Source organism: Paenibacillus naphthalenovorans, from assembly GCF_001465255.1.
GTDB lineage: Bacteria > Bacillota > Bacilli > Paenibacillales > NBRC-103111 > Paenibacillus_G > Paenibacillus_G naphthalenovorans.
The window spans coordinates 3,089,765-3,110,908 of the sequence record NZ_CP013652.1; the positions used below are offsets into that span (position 1 = coordinate 3,089,765).

16 protein-coding genes and 3 rRNA genes are annotated in these 21,144 nt (G+C 53.3%); 6 read left to right on the forward strand and 13 right to left on the reverse strand.

Annotation, left to right across the window (positions count from 1 at the left end; all coding sequences use genetic code 11):
- Positions 1–16 precede the first annotated feature (16 nt).
- The gene (locus tag IJ22_RS15140) at positions 17–2,695 is read left to right on the forward strand and encodes a phosphoenolpyruvate synthase (protein ID WP_062409416.1); all 2,679 of its coding nucleotides are present in this window, start codon (positions 17–19) and stop codon (positions 2,693–2,695) included.
- A 33-nt stretch (positions 2,696–2,728) separates the two neighbouring features.
- On the opposite strand, the gene rrf is transcribed toward IJ22_RS15140, so the two are convergent.
- The 5 genes from rrf to IJ22_RS26370 all read right to left on the reverse strand — a co-directional run bounded on the left by rrf (position 2,729) and on the right by IJ22_RS26370 (position 8,732).
- Positions 2,729–2,845 (reverse strand): 5S ribosomal RNA (gene rrf / locus IJ22_RS15145).
- 73 nt (positions 2,846–2,918) lie between these two features.
- Positions 2,919–5,831: ribosomal RNA gene (locus IJ22_RS15150) — 23S ribosomal RNA — on the reverse strand.
- A 314-nt stretch (positions 5,832–6,145) separates the two neighbouring features.
- A 16S ribosomal RNA gene (locus IJ22_RS15155) occupies positions 6,146–7,695 on the reverse strand.
- Together the 16S, 23S and 5S rRNA genes form the textbook arrangement of a ribosomal RNA operon.
- 549 nt (positions 7,696–8,244) lie before the next feature.
- Complete coding sequence (locus tag IJ22_RS15160; RefSeq protein WP_082660833.1) at positions 8,245–8,619, reverse strand: XdhC family protein; 375 nt, start codon at positions 8,617–8,619, stop codon at positions 8,245–8,247.
- Positions 8,577–8,732 (reverse strand): hypothetical protein, encoded by a 156-nt coding sequence (locus IJ22_RS26370; protein WP_160327387.1) that lies wholly within the window; start codon positions 8,730–8,732, stop codon positions 8,577–8,579. Before IJ22_RS26370 ends, IJ22_RS15160 begins: the two co-directional genes overlap by 43 nt.
- Positions 8,733–9,124: 392 nt before the next feature.
- On the opposite strand from IJ22_RS26370, the gene IJ22_RS15165 reads away from it, so the two are divergent.
- The 4 genes from IJ22_RS15165 (at position 9,125) to IJ22_RS15180 (ending at position 11,360) form a co-directional block, all read left to right on the forward strand.
- Entirely contained in the window at positions 9,125–9,349 is a 225-nt protein-coding gene (locus IJ22_RS15165) for a hypothetical protein (protein ID WP_054818689.1), read from the forward strand.
- A gap of 39 nt (positions 9,350–9,388) precedes the next feature.
- Complete coding sequence (locus IJ22_RS15170) at positions 9,389–10,273, forward strand: 5'-3' exonuclease (protein ID WP_062409418.1); 885 nt, start codon at positions 9,389–9,391, stop codon at positions 10,271–10,273.
- Positions 10,263–10,853, forward strand: a complete 591-nt coding sequence (locus tag IJ22_RS15175; RefSeq protein WP_062409419.1) for a hypothetical protein — start codon at positions 10,263–10,265, stop codon at positions 10,851–10,853. The genes IJ22_RS15170 and IJ22_RS15175 overlap by 11 nt, the downstream gene beginning before the upstream one ends.
- A gap of 192 nt (positions 10,854–11,045) precedes the next feature.
- Positions 11,046–11,360, forward strand: a complete 315-nt coding sequence (locus IJ22_RS15180; RefSeq protein WP_062409420.1) for an MFS transporter — start codon at positions 11,046–11,048, stop codon at positions 11,358–11,360.
- A 54-nt stretch (positions 11,361–11,414) separates the two neighbouring features.
- Here the strand turns inward: IJ22_RS15180 and IJ22_RS15185 are convergent, their stop codons facing one another.
- The 3 genes from IJ22_RS15185 to IJ22_RS15195 form a co-directional block, all read right to left on the reverse strand.
- Positions 11,415–12,599, reverse strand: coding sequence for an aminotransferase class I/II-fold pyridoxal phosphate-dependent enzyme (locus tag IJ22_RS15185; RefSeq protein WP_062409421.1), 1,185 nt, complete (start codon positions 12,597–12,599; stop codon positions 11,415–11,417).
- Between the two features lie 64 nt (positions 12,600–12,663).
- A complete protein-coding gene (locus IJ22_RS15190; protein ID WP_062409422.1) occupies positions 12,664–13,740 on the reverse strand; it encodes a site-2 protease family protein in 1,077 nt (358 codons plus the stop codon).
- 18 nt (positions 13,741–13,758) lie between these two features.
- Positions 13,759–14,139 carry an arsenate reductase family protein gene (locus tag IJ22_RS15195; protein ID WP_062409423.1) on the reverse strand — a complete coding sequence of 127 codons (381 nt, stop codon included), beginning with the start codon at positions 14,137–14,139 and terminating at the stop codon, positions 13,759–13,761.
- 215 nt (positions 14,140–14,354) lie between these two features.
- Here IJ22_RS15195 and IJ22_RS15200 point away from each other — a divergent pair, with 215 nt between their 5' ends.
- Positions 14,355–15,101, forward strand: coding sequence for a YdcF family protein (locus IJ22_RS15200; RefSeq protein WP_217437503.1), 747 nt, complete (start codon positions 14,355–14,357; stop codon positions 15,099–15,101).
- A 56-nt stretch (positions 15,102–15,157) separates the two neighbouring features.
- On the opposite strand, the gene IJ22_RS15205 is transcribed toward IJ22_RS15200, so the two are convergent.
- From IJ22_RS15205 to cbiB, 5 genes are read right to left on the reverse strand one after another with little or no spacing between them, the layout of a single operon-like run.
- Entirely contained in the window at positions 15,158–16,090 is a 933-nt protein-coding gene (locus tag IJ22_RS15205; RefSeq protein WP_062409424.1) for an RluA family pseudouridine synthase, read from the reverse strand.
- Entirely contained in the window at positions 16,087–16,653 is a 567-nt protein-coding gene (locus tag IJ22_RS15210; RefSeq protein ID WP_054818682.1) for a cob(I)yrinic acid a,c-diamide adenosyltransferase, read from the reverse strand. Before IJ22_RS15210 ends, IJ22_RS15205 begins: the two co-directional genes overlap by 4 nt.
- 3 nt (positions 16,654–16,656) lie before the next feature.
- On the reverse strand, positions 16,657–19,326 hold the full coding sequence (locus IJ22_RS27070; protein ID WP_062409425.1) for a cobyric acid synthase: 2,670 nt from the start codon (positions 19,324–19,326) through the stop codon (positions 16,657–16,659).
- Positions 19,327–19,330: 4 nt separating this feature from the next.
- Positions 19,331–20,161, reverse strand: a complete 831-nt coding sequence (gene cobS / locus IJ22_RS15220) for an adenosylcobinamide-GDP ribazoletransferase (protein WP_062409426.1) — start codon at positions 20,159–20,161, stop codon at positions 19,331–19,333.
- Positions 20,134–21,141, reverse strand: a complete 1,008-nt coding sequence (gene cbiB, locus IJ22_RS15225; RefSeq protein ID WP_062409427.1) for an adenosylcobinamide-phosphate synthase CbiB — start codon at positions 21,139–21,141, stop codon at positions 20,134–20,136. Before cbiB ends, cobS begins: the two co-directional genes overlap by 28 nt.
- Positions 21,142–21,144 lie beyond the last annotated feature (3 nt).

Genomic DNA, 21,144 nt, shown 5'->3' on the forward strand with positions numbered 1-21,144 from the left:
TTAAGGAGTTGGAAAAATGCCAACGATATATGTGCTGAATTTTCAGAGTATTGATAAATCCCATCTGCCGGCTGTGGGCGGAAAAGGAGCCAACCTCGGGGAGCTGAAAAGAGCCGGCTTCCCGGTACCGCAGGGTTTTTGCGTGACAACTGCCGCCTACCGCCAATTCATTCAATCCAGCCGGGAGATGAAGGAACTGTTCGATCAGTTGGACCGCGTCAGCCATGAACAATTGGAGCAAATACGTATATTGGGACAGCGTATTCGCGAACATCTCACCTCCCTTTCGATGCCCAACTCTGTTAAATCGGCCATTTCAAAAGCGTGGGAAACCACTGGGATAGCTCAAGCTTATGCTGTTCGTTCCAGCGCTACGGCTGAGGATCTGCCGACGGCCTCGTTCGCGGGACAGCAGGATACTTATCTGAATGTTTGCGGACTGGAGCAGCTGCTCAAAGCCGTACAAAACTGCTGGGCCTCACTGTTTACAGACCGGGCGATCTCGTATCGCGCCAAAAACGGCTTTAACCACCGTTCAGTGTTTATTTCCGTCGTTGTTCAACACATGATTTTCCCGGAGGTGTCCGGAATTATGTTTACGGCGGATCCGGTCACGGGACATCGCGGAACGGTATCGATCGATGCAAGCTTCGGTTTGGGAGAAGCCCTTGTATCCGGTTTGGTTACTGCGGATTTGTATCAGGTGCGTGCAGGTGAAATCGTAAAAAAACAGGTTTCCAAGAAGGAAACAGCCATATATGCCGTGCCGGAAGGAGGAACGGTTGCTCAGCATCTCCCTCCGGAGAAACAGCAGCTGCAGGCTTTAACGGATCATCAAATCATTCAACTGGCAATATTGGGTAAAAAAATTGAAGCTCACTATGCCTCGGAGCAAGATGTGGAGTGGGGTTTTGCCGACGGTCAATTTTATATTCTCCAAAGTCGGCCGATTACATCGTTATATCCGGTACCGCCTGTCTCAGATAATCAATTGCATGTATTTATAAATTTCGGCTACATTCAAATGATGACTGATCCAATGAAACCGCTGGCTATATCCGTTTTGAGCCGCCTTCTTCATTTTATAAAGAAAAATCCTGCTTCATCCGAACCGTACATCCTGCATCATGCAGGGGGAAGAATGTTTGCTGATTTTACCGCTCCTCTTTCTATAAGGCCTGTTCGAAACAGAATGCTAAAAATATTCAAGGGCATGGATGAATCCATAGCGTCAGCTTTGGAGGAAGTCATGAGCCGAGAAGCCTTTCGCCATCGATCCATACCGATAGGCACAATATTACGCACGGTCAGTAAACTGGCGCCGATCATCATTCCCTTGGCATTGAAAGTAATCAATCACCGGTTTGTGCAAGATCCCGCTAAGGCGAACAGAAAGGCCTCCGCCCTTATTGATCGTATCACTCGTGAAACCGGGATCCATGTATTTTCCGCCTCAGGGGCGGACAGGATTCGCGCGATCAGGAAGAGTATCGAGAAAATGCCCAAGGTGATTCCCAGAGTGGCCGTCTATTTTATTGCAGGTGTCCTGGCTTCCGGAACGCTTAAAAAGAAGCTGTACAAAAGGGTGGGGAAAGAACGGGCAGATAGGTTGTTGAATCCATTGTACAAATCTCTTCCCGGCAATGTGACAACCGAATTCGGCTTGGCGTTGGGAGACCTTGCTGATAAGATACGAAAGTATCCCGGCTTAATTGATTATTTGCAGAAAGCAAGCAGCGACCATTTCGATGAAAAATTGGGCGAGATTCCGGGCGGAGATGAATTTAAAGTAGAATTGGAGAGCTTTCTTCAGAAATACGGTATGCGGTGTGTGGGTGAAATTGACATCACCAGACCAAGATGGCGCGAAGAGCCTACCCAACTGATCCCTTCCATTATCAGCAATATCAGAACGGCAGCGGCCGGGGAGCACAGGAAGAAATTCAGACAAGGCAGGCTTGAAGCCGAGGCGGCGGGAAAAGAAATGGCCGCGCATTTTGGTTTTTGGCAAAAAAGAAGCATATCCCGGTTGATTAAGCTATACCGCCACCTGTTGGGCATGCGCGAGCATCACAAGTTCTGTGTGGTGAAGCTGTTTGACATCTACAAACGCGCGATAATGGAAGAAGCGAACGGACTTGTCGCAAAAGGAGTCCTTCGGCATAAAGACGATGTGTATTATTTAACGCTGGAAGAGCTCATCGCACTGTTGGAAAACCGCTTTTCAGGAGATGTTCCAACCATCGTAGAAGCAAGAGAAAAGCAGCATGAACGGAATCAAAAACTAAAATCTCCCCGGGTGATGACAAGCGAAGGAGAAATCATTTCCGGAAAATTGCGTGATGTGGTGGAAGCGCCGGAGGGCGCGATTGTAGGCACGCCGGTATCCGCAGGTATCGTCGAAGGTGTTGCAAGAGTCGTTCTTAAGCCGGAGGAAGCCAAGCTGAATGCCGGGGAAATTTTAGTCGCTCCCTATACCGATCCCGGATGGACACCGCTGTTTACCTCGGTCGTCGGCCTGATCACGGAAGTAGGCGGTTTGATGACGCACGGATCGGTGATTGCCCGGGAGTATGGCATTCCGGCCGTCGTTGGAATTGAAAAAGCGACCGAACGGATTAAAGACGGCGCTTATGTCCGGTTGAACGGAACGAGCGGCTACGTGCAAATATTGGAAGGCACTGACTTTGAGTAAGACATAAAAAAGCCTGCCATAGGCAGGCTTTTTGCTTGGCGACGTTCTACTCTCCCAGGACCCTGCGGTCCAAGTACCATCGACGCTGGAAGGCTTAACGGCCGTGTTCGGTATGGGTACGCGTGGTTCCCTTCCGCCATCATCACCAAACGTATTCATTTCTCAAGGCTTGCGCCCTGAAAACTGGATCGAAACCAAGCCGCTGATCATCTTCATGTGCTTTTTGGATAAGCCCTCGACCGATTAGTATTCGTCAGCTCCACACGTTGCCGTGCTTCCACCCCGAACCTATCTACCTCGTCGTCTACAAGGGGTCTTACGTACTGGGAAATCTCATCTTGAGGGGGGCTTCACGCTTAGATGCTTTCAGCGCTTATCCCTTCCGTACTTGGCTATCCAGCCGTGCCTCTGGCGAGACAACTGGTACACCAGCGGTACGTCCATCCCGGTCCTCTCGTACTAAGGACAGCTCCTCTCAAATTTCCTGCGCCCGCGACAGATAGGGACCGAACTGTCTCACGACGTTCTGAACCCAGCTCGCGTACCGCTTTAATGGGCGAACAGCCCAACCCTTGGGACCTACTTCAGCCCCAGGATGCGATGAGCCGACATCGAGGTGCCAAACCTCCCCGTCGATGTGGACTCTTGGGGGAGATAAGCCTGTTATCCCCAGGGTAGCTTTTATCCGTTGAGCGATGGCCCTTCCATTCGGTACCACCGGATCACTAAGCCCGACTTTCGTCCCTGCTCGACCTGTTTGTCTCGCAGTCAAGCTCCCTTTTGCCTTTGCACTCTGCGAATGATTTCCAACCATTCTGAGGGAACCTTGGGGCGCCTCCGTTACGCTTTAGGAGGCGACCGCCCCAGTCAAACTGCCCACCTGACACTGTCCCCATACCCGCTTAGGGCACCAGGTTAGAACTCCGATACGATCAGGGTGGTATCCCAACGTCGCCTCCACACAAGCTGGCGCTCATGCTTCCCTGGCTCCCACCTATCCTGTACAGATCGTACCAAAGTCCAATATCAAGCTGCAGTAAAGCTCCATGGGGTCTTTCCGTCTTGTCGCGGGTAACCTGCATCTTCACAGGTATTAAAATTTCACCGGATCTCTCGTCGAGACAGCGCCCAAGTCGTTACGCCATTCGTGCGGGTCAGAATTTACCTGACAAGGAATTTCGCTACCTTAGGACCGTTATAGTTACGGCCGCCGTTTACTGGGGCTTCGGTTCACAGCTTCGGTCTTACCCTAACCGCTCCCCTTAACCTTCCAGCACCGGGCAGGCGTCAGCCCGTATACTTCGCCTTGCGGCTTCGCACAGACCTGTGTTTTTGCTAAACAGTCGCTTGGGCCTTTTCACTGCGGCCCCCTCGGGCTATTCACCCTACCGGGGCACCCCTTCTCCCGAAGTTACGGGGTCATTTTGCCGAGTTCCTTAACGAGAGTTCTTCCGCGCGCCTTAGCATCCTCTGCTCGCCTACCTGTGTCGGTTTGCGGTACGGGCACCTTCTCCCTGGCTAGAGGCTTTTCTTGGCAGCCTGAACTCATGACCTTCGGTACTCCAATTTTCCCTCCCCATCACAGCCCAGCCTTTCGATGTGCGGATTTGCCTGCACACCAGCCTCACTGCTTGGACGAGCATCCATCAGCTCGCGTCACTATCCTTCTGCGTCACCCCATTGCTCATAACGGTTCACGGTGGTACAGGAATTTCAACCTGTTGTCCTTCGACTACGCCTTTCGGCCTCGCCTTAGGTCCCGACTTACCCTGAGCGGACGAACCTTCCTCAGGAACCCTTAGGCTTTCGGCGGATCAGATTCTCACTGATCTTTTCGTTACTCATACCGGCATTCTCACTTGTAACCAGTCCACCAGTCCTCACGGTCTGACTTCAACCCGATTACAACGCTCCCCTACTGCCCATTACTGGACCCATAGCTTCGGTGGTGTGTTTAGCCCCGTTACATTTTCGGCGCAGAGTCACTCGACCAGTGAGCTATTACGCACTCTTTGAATGGTGGCTGCTTCTAAGCCAACATCCTGGTTGTCTGCGCAACTCCACATCCTTTCCCACTTAACACACACTTGGGGACCTTAGCTGATGATCTGGGCTGTTTCCCTCTTGACAATGGATCTTAGCACTCACTGTCTGACTCCCGGGTTAACGTCTGTGGCATTCAGAGTTTGACTGGACTTGGTAACCCTTGGCGGGCCCCGCACCCAATCAGTGCTTTACCTCCACGACGCATCTCCCGAGGCTAGCCCTAAAGCTATTTCGGGGAGAACCAGCTATCTCCGAGTTCGATTGGAATTTCTCCGCTACCCCCACCTCATCCCCGAATTTTTCAACATTCGTGGGTTCGGGCCTCCAGTGCGTGTTACCGCACCTTCACCCTGGACAGGGGTAGATCACACGGTTTCGGGTCTACGCCTGCAAACTCATTCGCCCTATTCAGACTCGCTTTCGCTGCGGCTTCGGCTTCTCACCTTAACCTTGCTTGCAAACGTAACTCGCCGGTTCATTCTACAAAAGGCACGCCATCACCCTTTAACGGGCTCTGACTTCTTGTAAGCACACGGTTTCAGGTTCTCTTTCACTCCGCTCCCGCGGTTCTTTTCACCTTTCCCTCACGGTACTGCTTCACTATCGGTCGCCAGGGAGTATTTAGCCTTGGCAGATGGTCCTGCCGGATTCCCACGAGGTTTCACGTGTCTCGCGGTACTCGGGATCCGTCTAGGGCTTTCGCAGAATTTCGGCTACAGGGCTGTTACCTTCTCTGGCCGGCCTTTCCAGACCGCTTCACCTACTCTGCTCAACCCACGTTGACGTCCCACAACCCCAGGGGGCAAGCCCCCTGGTTTGGGCTAATCCGCTTTCGCTCGCCGCTACTGACGGAATCACTTTTGTTTTCTTTTCCTGAGGGTACTTAGATGTTTCAGTTCCCCTCGTCTGCCTCCAATGCAGCTATGTATTCACTGCATGGTACGTATCTATTACGATACGCAGGTTTCCCCATTCGGACATCCCCGGATCAAAGCCTGCTTACGGCTCCCCGAGGCATTTCGTCGTTCGCCACGTCCTTCATCGGCTCCTGGCGCCTAGGCATCCTCCGTGTGCTCTTATTAGCTTAACCAATTTGGTTATTCGGTACCGACACTTACGTATCGGCTGCTGACGATTTCCTCACGAAAATCGCAGCGGGATGATTCAGCATTTTGCTTCGTTTCGATATCCAGTTTTCAAGGAACAAACGTATTTTCGCTGCCGTTTTACCGGCAGGAAAGGCATCTTACCATGCTCCGGCTTGCCGATGCAACTATCAACTTTTGCCAAGAACACGCTAAGCTTTGAAAGGCATTGCACCTTTCAAAACTGAACACGAGTGAGTGCCGTTGCAACTTACGTTGCAGATTGTCCGCTGACCTACCGTCAGCATGGACTCCATAGAAAGGAGGTGATCCAGCCGCACCTTCCGATACGGCTACCTTGTTACGACTTCACCCCAATCATCTACCCCACCTTCGGCGGCTGGCTCCTTGCGGTTACCCCACCGACTTCGGGTGTTGTAAACTCTCGTGGTGTGACGGGCGGTGTGTACAAGACCCGGGAACGTATTCACCGCGGCATGCTGATCCGCGATTACTAGCAATTCCGACTTCATGCAGGCGAGTTGCAGCCTGCAATCCGAACTGAGACCGGCTTATAAGGATTCGCTCCGGATCGCTCCTTCGCTTCCCGTTGTACCGGCCATTGTAGTACGTGTGTAGCCCAGGTCATAAGGGGCATGATGATTTGACGTCATCCCCACCTTCCTCCGGTTTGTCACCGGCAGTCAACTTAGAGTGCCCAACTTAATGCTGGCAACTAAGCTCAAGGGTTGCGCTCGTTGCGGGACTTAACCCAACATCTCACGACACGAGCTGACGACAACCATGCACCACCTGTCTCCTCTGTCCCGAAGGAAAGGTACATCTCTGTACCGGTCAGAGGGATGTCAAGACCTGGTAAGGTTCTTCGCGTTGCTTCGAATTAAACCACATACTCCACTGCTTGTGCGGGTCCCCGTCAATTCCTTTGAGTTTCACTCTTGCGAGCGTACTCCCCAGGCGGAGTGCTTATTGTGTTGACTTCGGCACCAAGGGTATCGAAACCCCTAACACCTAGCACTCATCGTTTACGGCGTGGACTACCAGGGTATCTAATCCTGTTTGCTCCCCACGCTTTCGCGCCTCAGCGTCAGTTACAGTCCAGAAAGCCGCCTTCGCCACTGGTGTTCCTCCACATCTCTACGCATTTCACCGCTACACGTGGAATTCCGCTTTCCTCTCCTGCACTCAAGCCACCCAGTTTTCGGTGCGATCCGGGGTTGAGCCCCGGGCTTATACACCAAACTTAAGCGGCCGCCTGCGCGCGCTTTACGCCCAATAATTCCGGACAACGCTTGCCCCCTACGTATTACCGCGGCTGCTGGCACGTAGTTAGCCGGGGCTTTCTTCTCAAGTACCGTCACCCTCAGGGCAGTGACTCCCCAAGGCGTTCTTCCTTGGCAACAGAGCTTTACGATCCGAAAACCTTCTTCACTCACGCGGCGTTGCTCCGTCAGACTTGCGTCCATTGCGGAAGATTCCCTACTGCTGCCTCCCGTAGGAGTCTGGGCCGTGTCTCAGTCCCAGTGTGGCCGATCACCCTCTCAGGTCGGCTACGCATCGTCGCCTTGGTGAGCCGTTACCCCACCAACTAGCTAATGCGCCGCAGGCCCATCTGTAAGCCACAGCTTGCACCGTGTTTCTTGATCCCTCCATGCGGAGAAACCACCTATCCGGTCTTAGCTACCGTTTCCGGTAGTTATCCCGGTCTTACAGGCAGGTTGCCTACGTGTTACTCACCCGTCCGCCGCTCCAGGAGGTCTCCCCTAAGGGAGAACCCCAGCGCTCGACTTGCATGTATTAGGCACGCCGCCAGCGTTCGTCCTGAGCCAGGATCAAACTCTCCAATAAAGTTTAGAGAAAATTGATTGCTCAATTCGTTACTGACTTGTTTTGAAATCTCTTGACGAGACTTCGCACTCACTCGTTGTTCAGTTTTCAAAGGGCAATTACTTTATGGTTTCACCGATCCGCTTGTCTCATGCGGCCGGAAAATCAATCTACCATAACTCCGTACCGTTTGGCAACTGTTTTTTTATCCAGACTGAGGAACGAATCCTTTCGTCCAGACGCTGATTCAGTTGCAGTATTTTCGGAGTCACGGTTTAATAATCTATCATATTCGATTTCGTTTTGCAAGTCTTTTGTTTTCCATGCTTGGGATCGTCCGCAAGCTCAGAGAAACCGTCTGACTTGTATCCTGTCTGCCTCGCAGCAGCTCAGGATTAGTAATTTATCATACTTACTATCCCGATGCAACAGTTATATTTTCCAACCTAGATATTTGTATCATATTATCCAATGTTTTGGTGCTCGTTCAAAATAAAAAAGCACCGCATAGGTGCTCTGCTCTCGGTTCCGTCGGACGATGCGGCGAATCATGCTCTCCTCCGAGCGCGGCTAAAATGATCCTGGGTGTACGCACACGTCGCTAAGTCCCGAGGCCGTATAATCATTTATATCACTGCATGCAGAGCCTTCGCCCCTTACGGTCACCGGCCTAAGCGTCAAAAGGTTCCGCGATGTCCCTGCCGCCTCACGCAAGAAACCGCCGCTTCTTCTGCGGCGATGTGCCACCAATTCTCCCATGATGCTCAGCGTGATTTCTTCCGGCGTCCCGGCCCCGATATCCAAACCGATGGGGGAAAACAGCCTGTTCAATCTCTCTTGCGTCAATGTCACATCGTCGGACCGGAGGCTCTTTACGATTTTGCGGATGCGGCTTCCCGAGCTTAACCCCCCAAGATAGGCGATGTCTTCATGACTTTTTCCGATACAATAATCTTGCCGTCGTCAATGGCAACCGCCCCATCCTTGTAAATCCGCCTGTCCCGGTCTACAGTGATCACATAATCCGCATGAACAATCAACAACGAAACTTGCTGCAATCTGTTCATCTCCATTCACAATGGCAATCAACCCAAAACAAAAACCGGACTCACCAGAAATCAACATTCATGTTGACTCCGGCTGTCCGGTCGATTCTTTCCAACGTTAAAGTGATTCGGTTATTCGATTTTTCTCCTGTCATTCCAACTGGTGATCTAAGAGATATTAATATAATAAAATCACTAGGAATAATTGTCATTTTTTTGTTTTCATCTGATGAGACGACAGATTTCGTTTTCCGGCCAGCGGATGGAGTGAAGGCTATTCGCCGGTCATGCGGCAGGGCATCCAAACCTGCGCAGCTTCCCAAAAACGCAGCAAAGATACTTTCATAATCCTTAAGAGGAATTACTTATTTCTACGTCGAATATTGTAGATTGAGGTGAAAACAATGTCAGATACCAGAGCTCTTTATTCCGATACGGAACTATTCGCTGCATCATTGTTTCAGTTGAAAGTATCCGTCTGGGAACGTACCGCTGATGATATTCCGGTGAGAGTCGAGGACGGCGGAACCATTGAACGGATTACGCCGATTAGCGTTAAAATAAACGGGACCAACTATGTGCGAAGCGACTGCGAATTTCGAGTTTCCATGAGCGATATTAGATCGTAAGGTTCAGCTTCAATTTAAGATAAAGGATGTGGCGAAAAGATGACAGGACAATCTTTATTATTAATCGACGGATTTAACTTGTTGAGCAGAGCGCATTTTGCCACCTCATATAACCGAACCGATGACCAGTTAAAAAATAGCAAAGGCATGTACACCAATGCATTAAGGGTGTTTTACCAGAAAATATTCAACCTGATCAGGGACCACAGGATTACTCACCTCTCCGTGGTTTGGGACGTGAAAAGGGACGAAACCGCAAGAAGGAAAAAGTATCCGTTTTACAAGGCCACACGGTTTGAACTCCCCGAACCTTTGATCCATCAGTATGAGACGTGCAAAGCAGCATCGGATGCGATAGGGATTCATCAGATTTCATTGTCGCCTTACGAAGCCGATGACCTGATGGGGGCTCTGTCGAAAAAGTGGTCTGGCGGAGATTGCTACATATACAGCAATGACCATGATTTGTTTCAATTATTGAGTGAAACGACCTCGCAAATTATTGCGGGCAAACAAGGAGAATATGTTTACTCCCTGAGCCATTTTCAAGCGGATTATGGAATCGCTCCTGAACAATGGGTAGATGTCAAAGCGCTGCTTGGCGACAGCAGCGACAATATTCCCGGTTGCCCGGGGATTGGCGAAAAATCTGCTCTGCCGCTGATTCAGCATTATGGATCGCTGGAGCGGATCTATGAAAATATCGAACAACTGGAGCCCGGCCTGTCCCGGCTTAAAAAGAAATTGATTCAAGGCAAGGAAACCGCTCTTTTAAGCAGGGAGCTGTCGCAAATCACCTGCGATATTGCAGAGCTTGATCCGTTGTTGATGGATGATCTGAAAGTAAGCATACGTAAAGATGTCCTTGGCGAATGGCTGGAGCAAATGGAACTGAAAATCAGAATAGATTCGTATGGCGCTTAGTAGCGCCCGGGCTTTGGGAATAAACAAGAGCTGTCCGCCGGCCATTTTCATGGCGACAGCCCCGCAGCTCTTATTGTTTAATCGACCATTCGTTTACATCATAATGCATGCCGTAGATGGTGCAGTCTCGCCCTTCGATGGCTTTATCAGCGCAATCAGAATTTTTTTCGGAGCAGATGGTGACAAGCGGAACATCTTCCTGAATCAGGTTTTGCAGCTCTTTATATATGACAAACCGTTTGTCCTTATCGATTTCCTTCATGCCAAGCGCTATGTCGGCAATAATACCGGGCCGGCGATCGGAGCGTGCTTGGGAGATTTGATCGCCTCGATTTCGTTTCCGTTGACTTATGCCGTAACGTCAATGTCGACATTCGCTTTTGCCGTGTTCCTGTTCTTCTTCATGCCATTCTCCGCGCAGGATGAGATTCCTGCGGAAAACGCTGCGGCGGCGCATGTCAAAAGTGAAAGCCCGCTGCGTGATTTGACCCGTTTCCACATATATTTGTTCTTGGACTCGGCGCGTTGTTTTATTATATGTCATTTACGTTCTGGAGCAACGGCATCGCACCTTATTTAACGGAGCAAGGATATCCCTTGGCCATGTACAGTTTATTGTGGACCGTAAACGGAATTGTCTTTTTCGCCGGACAGCCGGTAACCACCCTGATCAAATCCACGATGGCCAGGTCGCTGGTCACCCAAATGGTGGCCAGTGCGGTCTGTTATACGTTGGGGCTGGGCTTCATTTTAATTTTTTCACGAGACCTACGTGTTTCTGGTTTTCGGCATGATCGTGTGCACGATCGGAGAAATGCTGCTGCTTCCTGCGATTCCGACCTTTTTCTCCGAACGCACGGGCAAATCCGCGCCTTTCTATATGGGGTTGTCCGGCGGTTTCGGCAATGTGGGCAGAATGACCAGACCTACCATCTGCGGCAATGTGTATGATCATTGGGGCGTCCTGCCGGTGATTGTGATCGGGACCCTCACTTCAGCCGTTTCACTATTGTTTTTTTTGATGCACGCTTCGCTGCACAAACTAAGTAAGGAAAACGTCAGCAAAGGGCAAGTCGCGACCTATTGATTCCATACCGTTAAGAAAAAAATCCCTTGCCGGAACGAACCGGCAAGGAATCGCCTATGTCAAACCTCTTGTTTTTAAAAAATGTCCGATCCGGCGAACAGCCTCGATCAGCCGCTCCTCCTCTTGAACCAAGGCTATGCGTACATAACCTTCTCCTTCTTTGCCGAACGCATCGCCCGGAATGACCGCAACACCGGCCGAATACAGAATTTCCCGGGAAATTTGTCGAGAAGTCCATCCGTCGGGAATCCGTGCCCAAATGAACATGGTCGCTTTCGGTCTGGCAATATCCCAGCCTGCCTCGCGCAAACCGTCAATGACGATGTCTCTCCGTTTCTCATATATTTCCGCAACCGAACGTCTATCCGGGCTCATGTCCTCCTCCAAAGCGGCAATGCCCGCTTGCTGCACCGCCAAAAACACGCCATAATCGATATTCGATTTCAGCACGCGCAGCGCCCGAACCGTATCGGACTGTCCGACCATGAATGCAATGCGGCATCCGGCCATATTAAAGCTTTTGGATAGGGAATGGAACTCCACGGCCACGTCTTTCGCGCCCTCGACTTCCAGAATGCTGGGCGGTCTGAATCCGTCAAAAGCCATCTCGGAATAAGCCAGATCCTGGACAATCAGCAGATCGTGCTTTTTGGCGTAATCTACCAGCCGTTCAAAGAACGGGAGCGTCGCAACGGCAGACAACGGATTGCTCGGGTAATTCAGCAGCATAAATTTGGCCTTCTTTGCCGTTTCCTCAGGGATATCCTCCAATTTGGGGAGGAAGCCGTTCTTTTCACGAAGCGGCATAAAGCAAGGCTGTACGCCAGCCAATACCAGGCTCGCCCCATAAATGGGGTAACCCGGATCGGGAACCAGCACGGTATCTCCCGGATCGGTCACCGCCATGGCAAGATGGGCGAGGCCGTCCTGCGAGCCCATAAGGGTGACGATCTCACTTTCCGGATCCAGCGTCACGTTGAAGCGGTGTTTGTACCATTGCGCAACCTTCCGCCTGAACTCGGGGCTTCCTTCCGATGTCGGGTACCCATAAAGCTTAGGGTCTGCCACAGCATCCGCAAGCGCCTGCATCACCCTTGCCGAAGGAGGACGATCCGGACTTCCGATGCCCAAGTCGATCACATCGACGCCGCGGGCTGCCACCTCTTTTTTCCACTGTGCCACTTCAGAAAAAATAGCCGAACCCAGTTCGGCCAAACGTTTCGATTCCAGTCGTTTCATACGGAAAACCTCTTTTGGTATAAGAATAGTCTTAACATGTTAGCCTCGATCAAGCAAATGACCTTTAAACCGTCAAGCCGGAAACCCGATGCACAAGCGACATCATGGCGATCAGAAACGCCGCAAGCAGCACATATGCAATACCGAATTTCCAACGGGAAGCGGCGGGCACTTCGTAATATTTGTCATTTTCATAATGTGTGTAATCGATCCGGCAGTGAATCATCAGATGCAGCCCGTCTTCCTTCTGAAGATGCTCCAGCCGCGTCACGTACGCCCTCTGGATGATGCCTTGGCTCATCATCGGCACCGTGCCTTGAAAATCAAGGCTGTCCCAAAGCACCTTCACGTACTGCTGCCCATCCTCCAGACTGGAATACGTGATGAAAGGAAGTTCCCTTTTGTGCTCCGTTCCGGGAATGATGTATCCCTGGGCAATTAACGGCTCTGCCGGAACGGAAAAGCTCGCGGTCACCATGCGCTCCTCGCCCCGGTTGCGGTTTTTGACATACTTTTTGTAAAGGTCGTAGGCGAACATCGCCCAGATGATGAAAAATAAAATCGAACGCAAATAGATGATAATGACCAATCCGCCGATCAATCCGACCAGCCAAAGCCAACGGGTAACGGCCGTGGCGATGCGTCCTCCGTCTAACGGATGGATCGGCAGCAAGTTGATCAGATTCAGGAAAAACCCGACGTAGGCCACAGTATAGAGCAGCGGATGATCCAGCGCATAAGCCGCTCCAAACACGGCAACAGCCCCGAGCGTCCCGAGCGCCGGACCGCCAATCGCTACATAAGCCTCCGTCTCCGCATCTCTCGGGTGTCTTTTCATATTGATCAATGCGCCGAGAAAAGGAATAAATACGGGGGCCGTCACCGGTAAGCCTTTGCGCTTGGCGGCCCATACATGACCCAACTCGTGGACAAGGAGCAAAAGCACCACGCCTATGGCAAAGCCCCAAGGGTAGATCAAAGCATAGGCTCCAACAGAGATGAACATAGAAACCAACGCCCCGCCGGCTTTACCGAATTTCAGCAGCGAAAGCAGGCCTTTGCCTTTGGTCAGAAGGAACGCCGCCGCGGCCCCGATATACCACAGCCAATTACCTTTGTTTTTATTACGACTGGGCTGCAATCCTCGATCACCCTCCTTTTATGCTTCCGCCCGGCCCCACACCTCGGCATACATTTCCGGTTTGAACCCGACCGTTACTTTGGAACCGTCGGTCACTACCGGGCGCTTGATCAGCTTGCCGTTGGACGCCAGCAGCGCGATCTTCTCCTCGTCGCTCATGGAGGGAAGCTTGTCTTTCAGCTGCATTTCCTTGTAGACTTCTCCCGATACGTTGAACCACTTCTTGATCTCCAGGCCGCTTAAAGGAATCATTTCCTGCAGTTGCGATACGGTCGGAGGCCGCTCTACGATGTGAACGGCTTCCACATCCCATCCTTGCTCCTTCAGCCACTTTAATGCGTTGCGGCATGTGCCGCATTGCGGATATTGATATACGGTTAACTTGTGCTTGCTGCTCATCTGCTCCATCCTCGTCCCATGGTATAGATTTTCTTTACTTTACATTATACCGATGTTGGCAGCCCGCCTGCAAATCAGCGGCGGCAAGCCCGTAGTTGAAATCAGACGACGCAATACCGATAATGGAAAAGAATACCGCAACTTTCCCGGATTCATTATCTGCGTCCTGCCCGGTTATTCAGCCGTTCTTACGAATTTCCAAAAGGAGATACGACATGATTATTTATTTTATCAAACTGGTTTACAGCCTGCTCATTCCGCCCGGCATCTTTGTGCTTTTATTAGGGCTTGCCGCATTATGGCTGTATTATCGCTGCGGCCGCAGATCGTGGCTTATTCCATTGGCCCTCGCTTTCCTGCTGTACTTGTCATCGATCCCGCTGACCGGCGAAGCGGCCCTTCGGTCGCTGGAAGATCGCTATGCCCCGCCCGCATCCATAGAAGGGGACGCCTACGTTGTACTCACCGGAGGAGCCATCGCAGGAACCCCGGACATCGACGGTACAGGACATCTGAACGGCTACACTCTGCATCGGGTCGTATCGGCTGCGGAGCTGTACGCCCGGCATCCGCTGCCGGTTCTCATTTCCGGCGGCCAAGTGTTCGCCGATACCCCTAACGAAGGTCAGCTGGCAAAGCGCAAGCTGATCGCCTTGGGCGTGCCCGAACAGGCCATCCTGCTGGAGGATCGGAGCCGAACGACGCAGGAAAATGCCCGGAACGCCAAAGAGCTTCTGGAACGGCAGGGATTGACCCGCCCTGTACTGATCACCTCCGCTTTTCACATGTCAAGGTCCATCAAACACTTTAAGGAGCAGCAGGTGGAGGTTATTCCTTACCCGGTTAACTATCTGGCAGGCAATACCGGCGGCGGGTTATCGGGCCGGTTATTCGTACCGTCCTCTGCCGCAATGAATCAATTGCAATTAGTGGTGAAAGAGTACTTGGGCATGCTGCAGTAGCTTTTGCGGTACGCAAAAAACCGCCGGTTCTTTACGAAGAACGGCGGTTTTGGGCTTTATTCGTTTGATTCCAGTCTATCCAGGCACTGCTGTATGTCCGACGGCAGCGGAGCGTGAAATTCCATCCATTTACGGGATATCGGATGGGTTAACCCGAGCACAGCGGCATGCAGCGCATGACGGCCGATGAAGACAGACGTTGACGGTTCCTCCGATTCTTCCAACCCATAGAGCTTATCACCAAAGAGCGGGTGTCCCAGATGCTTCATATGAACGCGGATCTGATGGGTACGGCCTGTCTCCAGCCATAGACGAACCCACGTCGCATTCCGGAAGCGGCGCTCTACGCGATAGTGCGTTACAGACGGGTAACCGGTGTCGGTGACGATACGAAGATGCGGCGACAGCGGGTCGCGATCGATCGGCGCATCGACGGTTCCTTCATCGAGCGCCAGCACACCATGCACCAAGGCGACATACTCTTTTTTCAACCCGGTGGTCTGCATTTGTTCGGAAATTTGCTGGTGTACATACGCGTTTTTGGCAACGGCCAGCACCCCCGACGTTTCCTGGTCGAGACGGTGAACGGGACGGAAACGGAACCTTTCCCCTTTTTCCAACCAATAGTGAACCACGCCGTTGGCCAGCGTTTCCGTGTAATGTCCGTGCGTCGGATGAACGATTCGGCCGGCCTCTTTGTTCAGCACCAGCAGCTCCTCGTCCTCATAAAGTATGTCGAGCGGGATCGGTTGGGGTAATATGTCATCTGACGTTTCCACTTCCATACGGGCTTCCACCCTGTCGCCCGCCCGTACTTTGACGTCGATATACCTGCGCTCTCCGTTGAGCAGAATGCCCTGCTCCGTCATCTTCAGCCGGGACAACAGCTTGCGGGAAATCCCCATCCTTTGCTGCAAAACCGTCCGGAGCAACATGCCGTCATCCTCCGGCGGCACGATGTACTGAAGAGGTTTGTAATAGCTTGTCATTTTCGGCGGAACACCTTGGCGCTGCGCGCATATTCCACATCGGGAATCCCTGCGCGGCTGTTGGCCGCCCGGGCCACGGTAAAGAACAAATCCGACAATCGGTTCAAATAGCGGCGCACTTCTTCATTGATTGGCTGTGTACGGGCCAGCGTCACCACCCGGCGCTCTGCCCTGCGGCAGACGGTCCGGCATACATGCAGCGCGGAGGAAGCCCGGCTTCCCCCGGGCAGAATAAACCGCTGAATCTCCGGGGCCTCCGCATCGTACTTGTCGATCCATGTCTCCAGACGGTCCACCATCTCCGCCGTCACCTTATAAGGACGCAGCTCCTGCTTGAGCAGAGCCAAATCCGAGCCGCAGTCGAACAGCTCATGCTGAATTTCAAGCAAATCGGCAAGCAAATCCTGATCCCGCTCCGGGTCAAGGAAACCCATCGCCTGTCCGACAAAGCAGTTCAGCTCATCGACCGTACCGTAAGCCTCCACCCTTGCGTCATCTTTATCCACGCGTCCTCCGATCACGCCAGTTTGACCCGCATCGCCCGTCCTCGTATATATTCTCATCCGCTATCCCTCCTTGCGATCTATCATCTCATACAACCGGTCCATATCCAAGTGCTGCCTTACATGCGCTGCCAGCCTGTCAAATGCGGCTTCACGACGCTCCTGAAAGCGAAGCTCCGCCGGCACCGGCTCCAGCCCTTTACTTTCACGAATCCGGTTTAACCAGGCCCTGCGGAAATCGTCATTATGCAAAATACCGTGCACATACGTGCCGAATCGGCGGCCGTCTCCGTTCACGACCCCATCCGCGGCAGGCTCCGTATCATCAGCGGCCGGCAGCAGCAAAAAAGGATGCTCGACCGGTTCAAGAAATGAAGTTTGGCCCATATGTATTTCGTAACCCGTAATAGGAAACCGCTGTCCCTGCCGGGCGTACAGACCCGTTGTTCCTTGAGCTTGCACCGTTCTCTTCTCCCGGGCAAAGACGGTTTCCGTCGGAAACAGGCCCAGTCCCCTCAGCTCCGGCTGATTCGATTCCACCAGTTCCGGATCCAGCAGCCTGCAGCCGAGCATCTGATAGCCTGCGCAAATGCCGACGATCCACCCGCCGTTCTCGGCAAAATCCACCAGCTTCCGTTCCAGTCCCCCGTTTCGCAAATAAAGAAGGTCGTCGACCGTGTTTTTGCTTCCCGGCACGATCACCGCATCCGGTTCGCCGAACTGTTCCGGCGTCTCCACGAACCGCAAGCGAACGTCCCTCTCGTACTCCAGCGGATCTACATCCGTGAAATTGGATATGCGCGGCAGGCGAAGCACCGCAATGTCCAGCATGCCGGGCTGCTTCTCCCCGATCTGACGTTCCGCCAGCCTCCGGTCCAATGATGCGGAATCTTCATCTTCAAGTTCAAGCTGGTGCAGATAAGGAATCACGCCCAACACGGGCTTCCCCGTCCGTCGCTCAAGCCAATCCAGTCCGGGCTTCAGCAGGCTAATATCCCCGCGGAATTTATTGATGATAAATCCTTTGACACGCGATCTTTCTTCCGGAGTGAAGATCTCGAGCGTGCCTACAATCGAAGCGAATACCCCTCCGCGGTCGATATCCGCCACCAGGAGCACAGGCGCATCCGCCCAGCCCGCCAGCCGCATGTTGACGATATCGCGGTTTTTCAGATTGATCTCGGCGGGGCTTCCCGCCCCCTCAATGAGGACAACGTCGAAATCCCTGCGCAGCCGGGTCAGCGCTTCCTTTACAACCCTTTCCGCCTCAGGCAGGTATTTTTCCCGGTACGTCCTGGCGTCAAGATCGCGGAAAGGCTTGCCGTGCACGACGACTTGGGAGATCATGTCCTTTTTCGGCTTCAACAGGATCGGATTCATATCCGTCGTCGCGGGAATGCGGCAGGCATCGGCCTGCATCCCCTGCGCCCTGCCGATTTCTTTGCCATCCGGCGTGACGTAGGAGTTCAGCGACATGTTTTGCGATTTAAACGGCGCGACGCGCCAGCCATCCTGCAGCAGGATACGGCACAGCGCAGCCGTCAGCAGGCTTTTGCCCGCATCCGAAGACGTACCTTGGATCATGAGTGTAGGAGCAAGCCCGCGATCAGGAGTTCCCACCGCGGCAGGCACAGCATCCTCGGTCTCCGCCGAGCCCTGCAGAACGCTCAAAGCTTCGGTTAAACCGGCCAACAGCTTTTCGTTTTGTTCCCTCAGCTTGACCGCTACTCTGCACCAGGTTTCGTCCAATCCGGCAAAAAGCGACGCATCGCGTACCAGAATCCCTCTTCGTCCCATCTCGGCTTGAAGCGCCTGAACCGTAAGGCCAAGCGGCCGAAGCGAGAAGAGAATAAAATTGGCGTCGCTGTCAATCACCCGGAGCCCCAGTTTCCGGAGTTTTCCGGTAAGAACCTCCCGCTCTTCCTTCAGCCATTCCAGCGTGCGCACCGCGTATTCCCGCTCCTCCAGCACACTGCTGCCGATCCACTGCGCCAAAGCATTCACGCTCCACGGCACCTGCAGCCGCTTCATCAGGCGAATCCGTTCGGGATTCGCTACAATATAGCCGAGCCGGATACCGGGGATCGAATAAAATTTGGTCATGGAACGAATGACCATCAGGCTGGAGCTCTCTGCTGCCGTACGCGTCAGCGTAAGCTCCTCCTCGCGGGGACTAAAGTCAAGAAACGCTTCATCAATAATGGCCGGAATGCCGCCTGCCGCCAGCCAGGACACGATTTCCCCAGGCAGCAGCCGCCCCGTAGGGTTGTTCGGATGCCCCAGAAACAGCAAGTCGCACAGGCTTGCCGCCTCTTTTACATCGGAAAGCTTAAGCTCATATCCCGATGCCTCGGAGAGCGGAATATCGTACACCCGCCCGCCGATTTTTGCCACAGCTTCTTCATATTCTCCAAAAGACGGCCTCGCGAGCCCTGTCAGGCCGGGACGCAGCACCCGTACGGCCAGATCGATCAGCTCCGCCGCCCCGTTGCCCACCAGAATGCAGTCCTCGTCCACCTTATGCTTTGCCGCCAGCTTGCGCGTCAGCTCTCTCACAGCCGGATCGGGATAGTTCACGACTTCCTTCCACCTGCTGCTGAAGATGAATCCCACCGTTTCCGGAGGCCCAAGCGGATTCATGTTCGAGCTGAAATCGAGAAACTGATCCTTGGGCATCCCAAAGGTTTCCGCCGCCGTCCATAAATCACCGCCGTGTCCGTATCGCTCCAGCATCCATTCATTCCCCCTGTCCCGTCATCAACACAAGCAAAAGAAGCAGCAGCACCTCCAGCAGCTCGTTCATAGCCCCATAGGTATCTCCGGTCAAACCGCCCAGCTTGCGATGAATGTACTCGCTCATCAGATAACCGCCGCCAAGAGTCAATCCCGCAAATGCCAGCATAGGCCACAGCCCCCCTGCCAAGTGCAGACCCAGCGCCCGTGCGGTCAGGAACACAGCTGCGGATAATAGTGCAGCCAGCGCACTATGGGCCGCAATGTGCTTCCATCCGACGCCGCGGTAAAAACTCCCCATACCGCCGCCTTTTTCCTGCCTCGCATAGGGCCAGCCGGCAATCGCAACCACCATATACCACCGGCTCCACAGCAAAACCATCGGCAGCAGCAGCCAGCTCAGCGTCCCGGTACGAAAAAGCTCCTGCAGCAAAGACCATTTCAGAAGCAGCACCAGCGCGCATACTACGACGCCCATAGCGCCGACCCGGCTGTCCTTCATGATCTCCAGCATCCGCTCGCGCGAACGGTGGCTCAATATGCCGTCCGCCATATCCATCAGGCCGTCCAGATGCAGCGCTCCGGTCAGCAGCACCCAGGCCGAAAGCAGCAGCGCGGCGGCGGGAAGCGGAGGCAAAGCCATATACAGCAGCTTCCCCGCACCCATCAGAAGAACTCCGAGCACCAAGCCGACCAAAGGATAAAAAACGACGCTTCGGCGAAACAAAGCGTCATTGTAATCAAGCTTCACCGGCACGGGAAGACGGGTCAGAAATTGAAAAGCAGCCGCACAGGCCGACCCCCACGTTATCCATAAAGCCAAAAAAGCCCGCACAGCAATCCCCCCGCAACCAGATAACTGACACCGTACAATATCCCGACGGTTCGACGGATGTCCTCTCGCTCCCGTTCTCTGAGCGGCCACCCCATCCGTGCCCGCTCACTCGTGCGGCCGTGGTAAACGTTCACTCCGCCAAGCTCGATACCCAGTGCTCCGGCGACGGCCGATTCCGGAATGCCGCTGTTCGGACTCGGGTGAAGCCGGGCAAAGCGTACAATCGAACGCGCGGCTCTTCCTGCACGAAGCCCGGGGCTGAACCACGCAGCCATCACGATCAGCAGACCCGCCAGCCTTGCGGGAATCCAGTTCATCACATCGTCCCAGCGGGCCGAAGCCCATCCGAAATGAATATATTTTTCATTCTTGTAGCCCACCATCGAGTCGAGCGTATTGGAAGCGCGGTACAGCATCGCCAATGGAGCGCCTCCCGCCAAGGCATAGCAAACCGGAGAAATAAACGCATCCACAATGTTCTCGGCTACGGTCTCGACCGCGGCCCGCGTAATTTCAGGCTCGTCGAGCTGTGAAGTGTTCCTTCCGACAATGAAGCCGACCTGCTCTCTTGCCTCATCGATACGTCCTTCGCTTAAAGGTTTATATACCGCCATCGCCGCGTCCTTCAGCCCCTTGACGGCGATCGTAGTCGAGATAAACCAGGTGCTGGCGGCATAACCAACCCATAGATGTACTTGATCCGCCAGCCATACCATAAGCCAAATGCTTCCGGCAGACAGACCGATCGTCAAGAAGGCCAGTACCGCTCCGCACAAACGGGCACGGCGCGCCTCTGCGGCCGATTCGCTCTCCTGTTTCACCGGAATCGGATACAGGCGGTTTTCCAAATATGCAATCAACCGCCCGATCCAAACAACCGGGTGTGTCAACCAACGCCATGCGGGGTCCCCGATGACCCAGTCGATCACTATCGCCGCAAGCACCATCCACATCAACTCTTGCAAACTATAAAACAGCAAGTC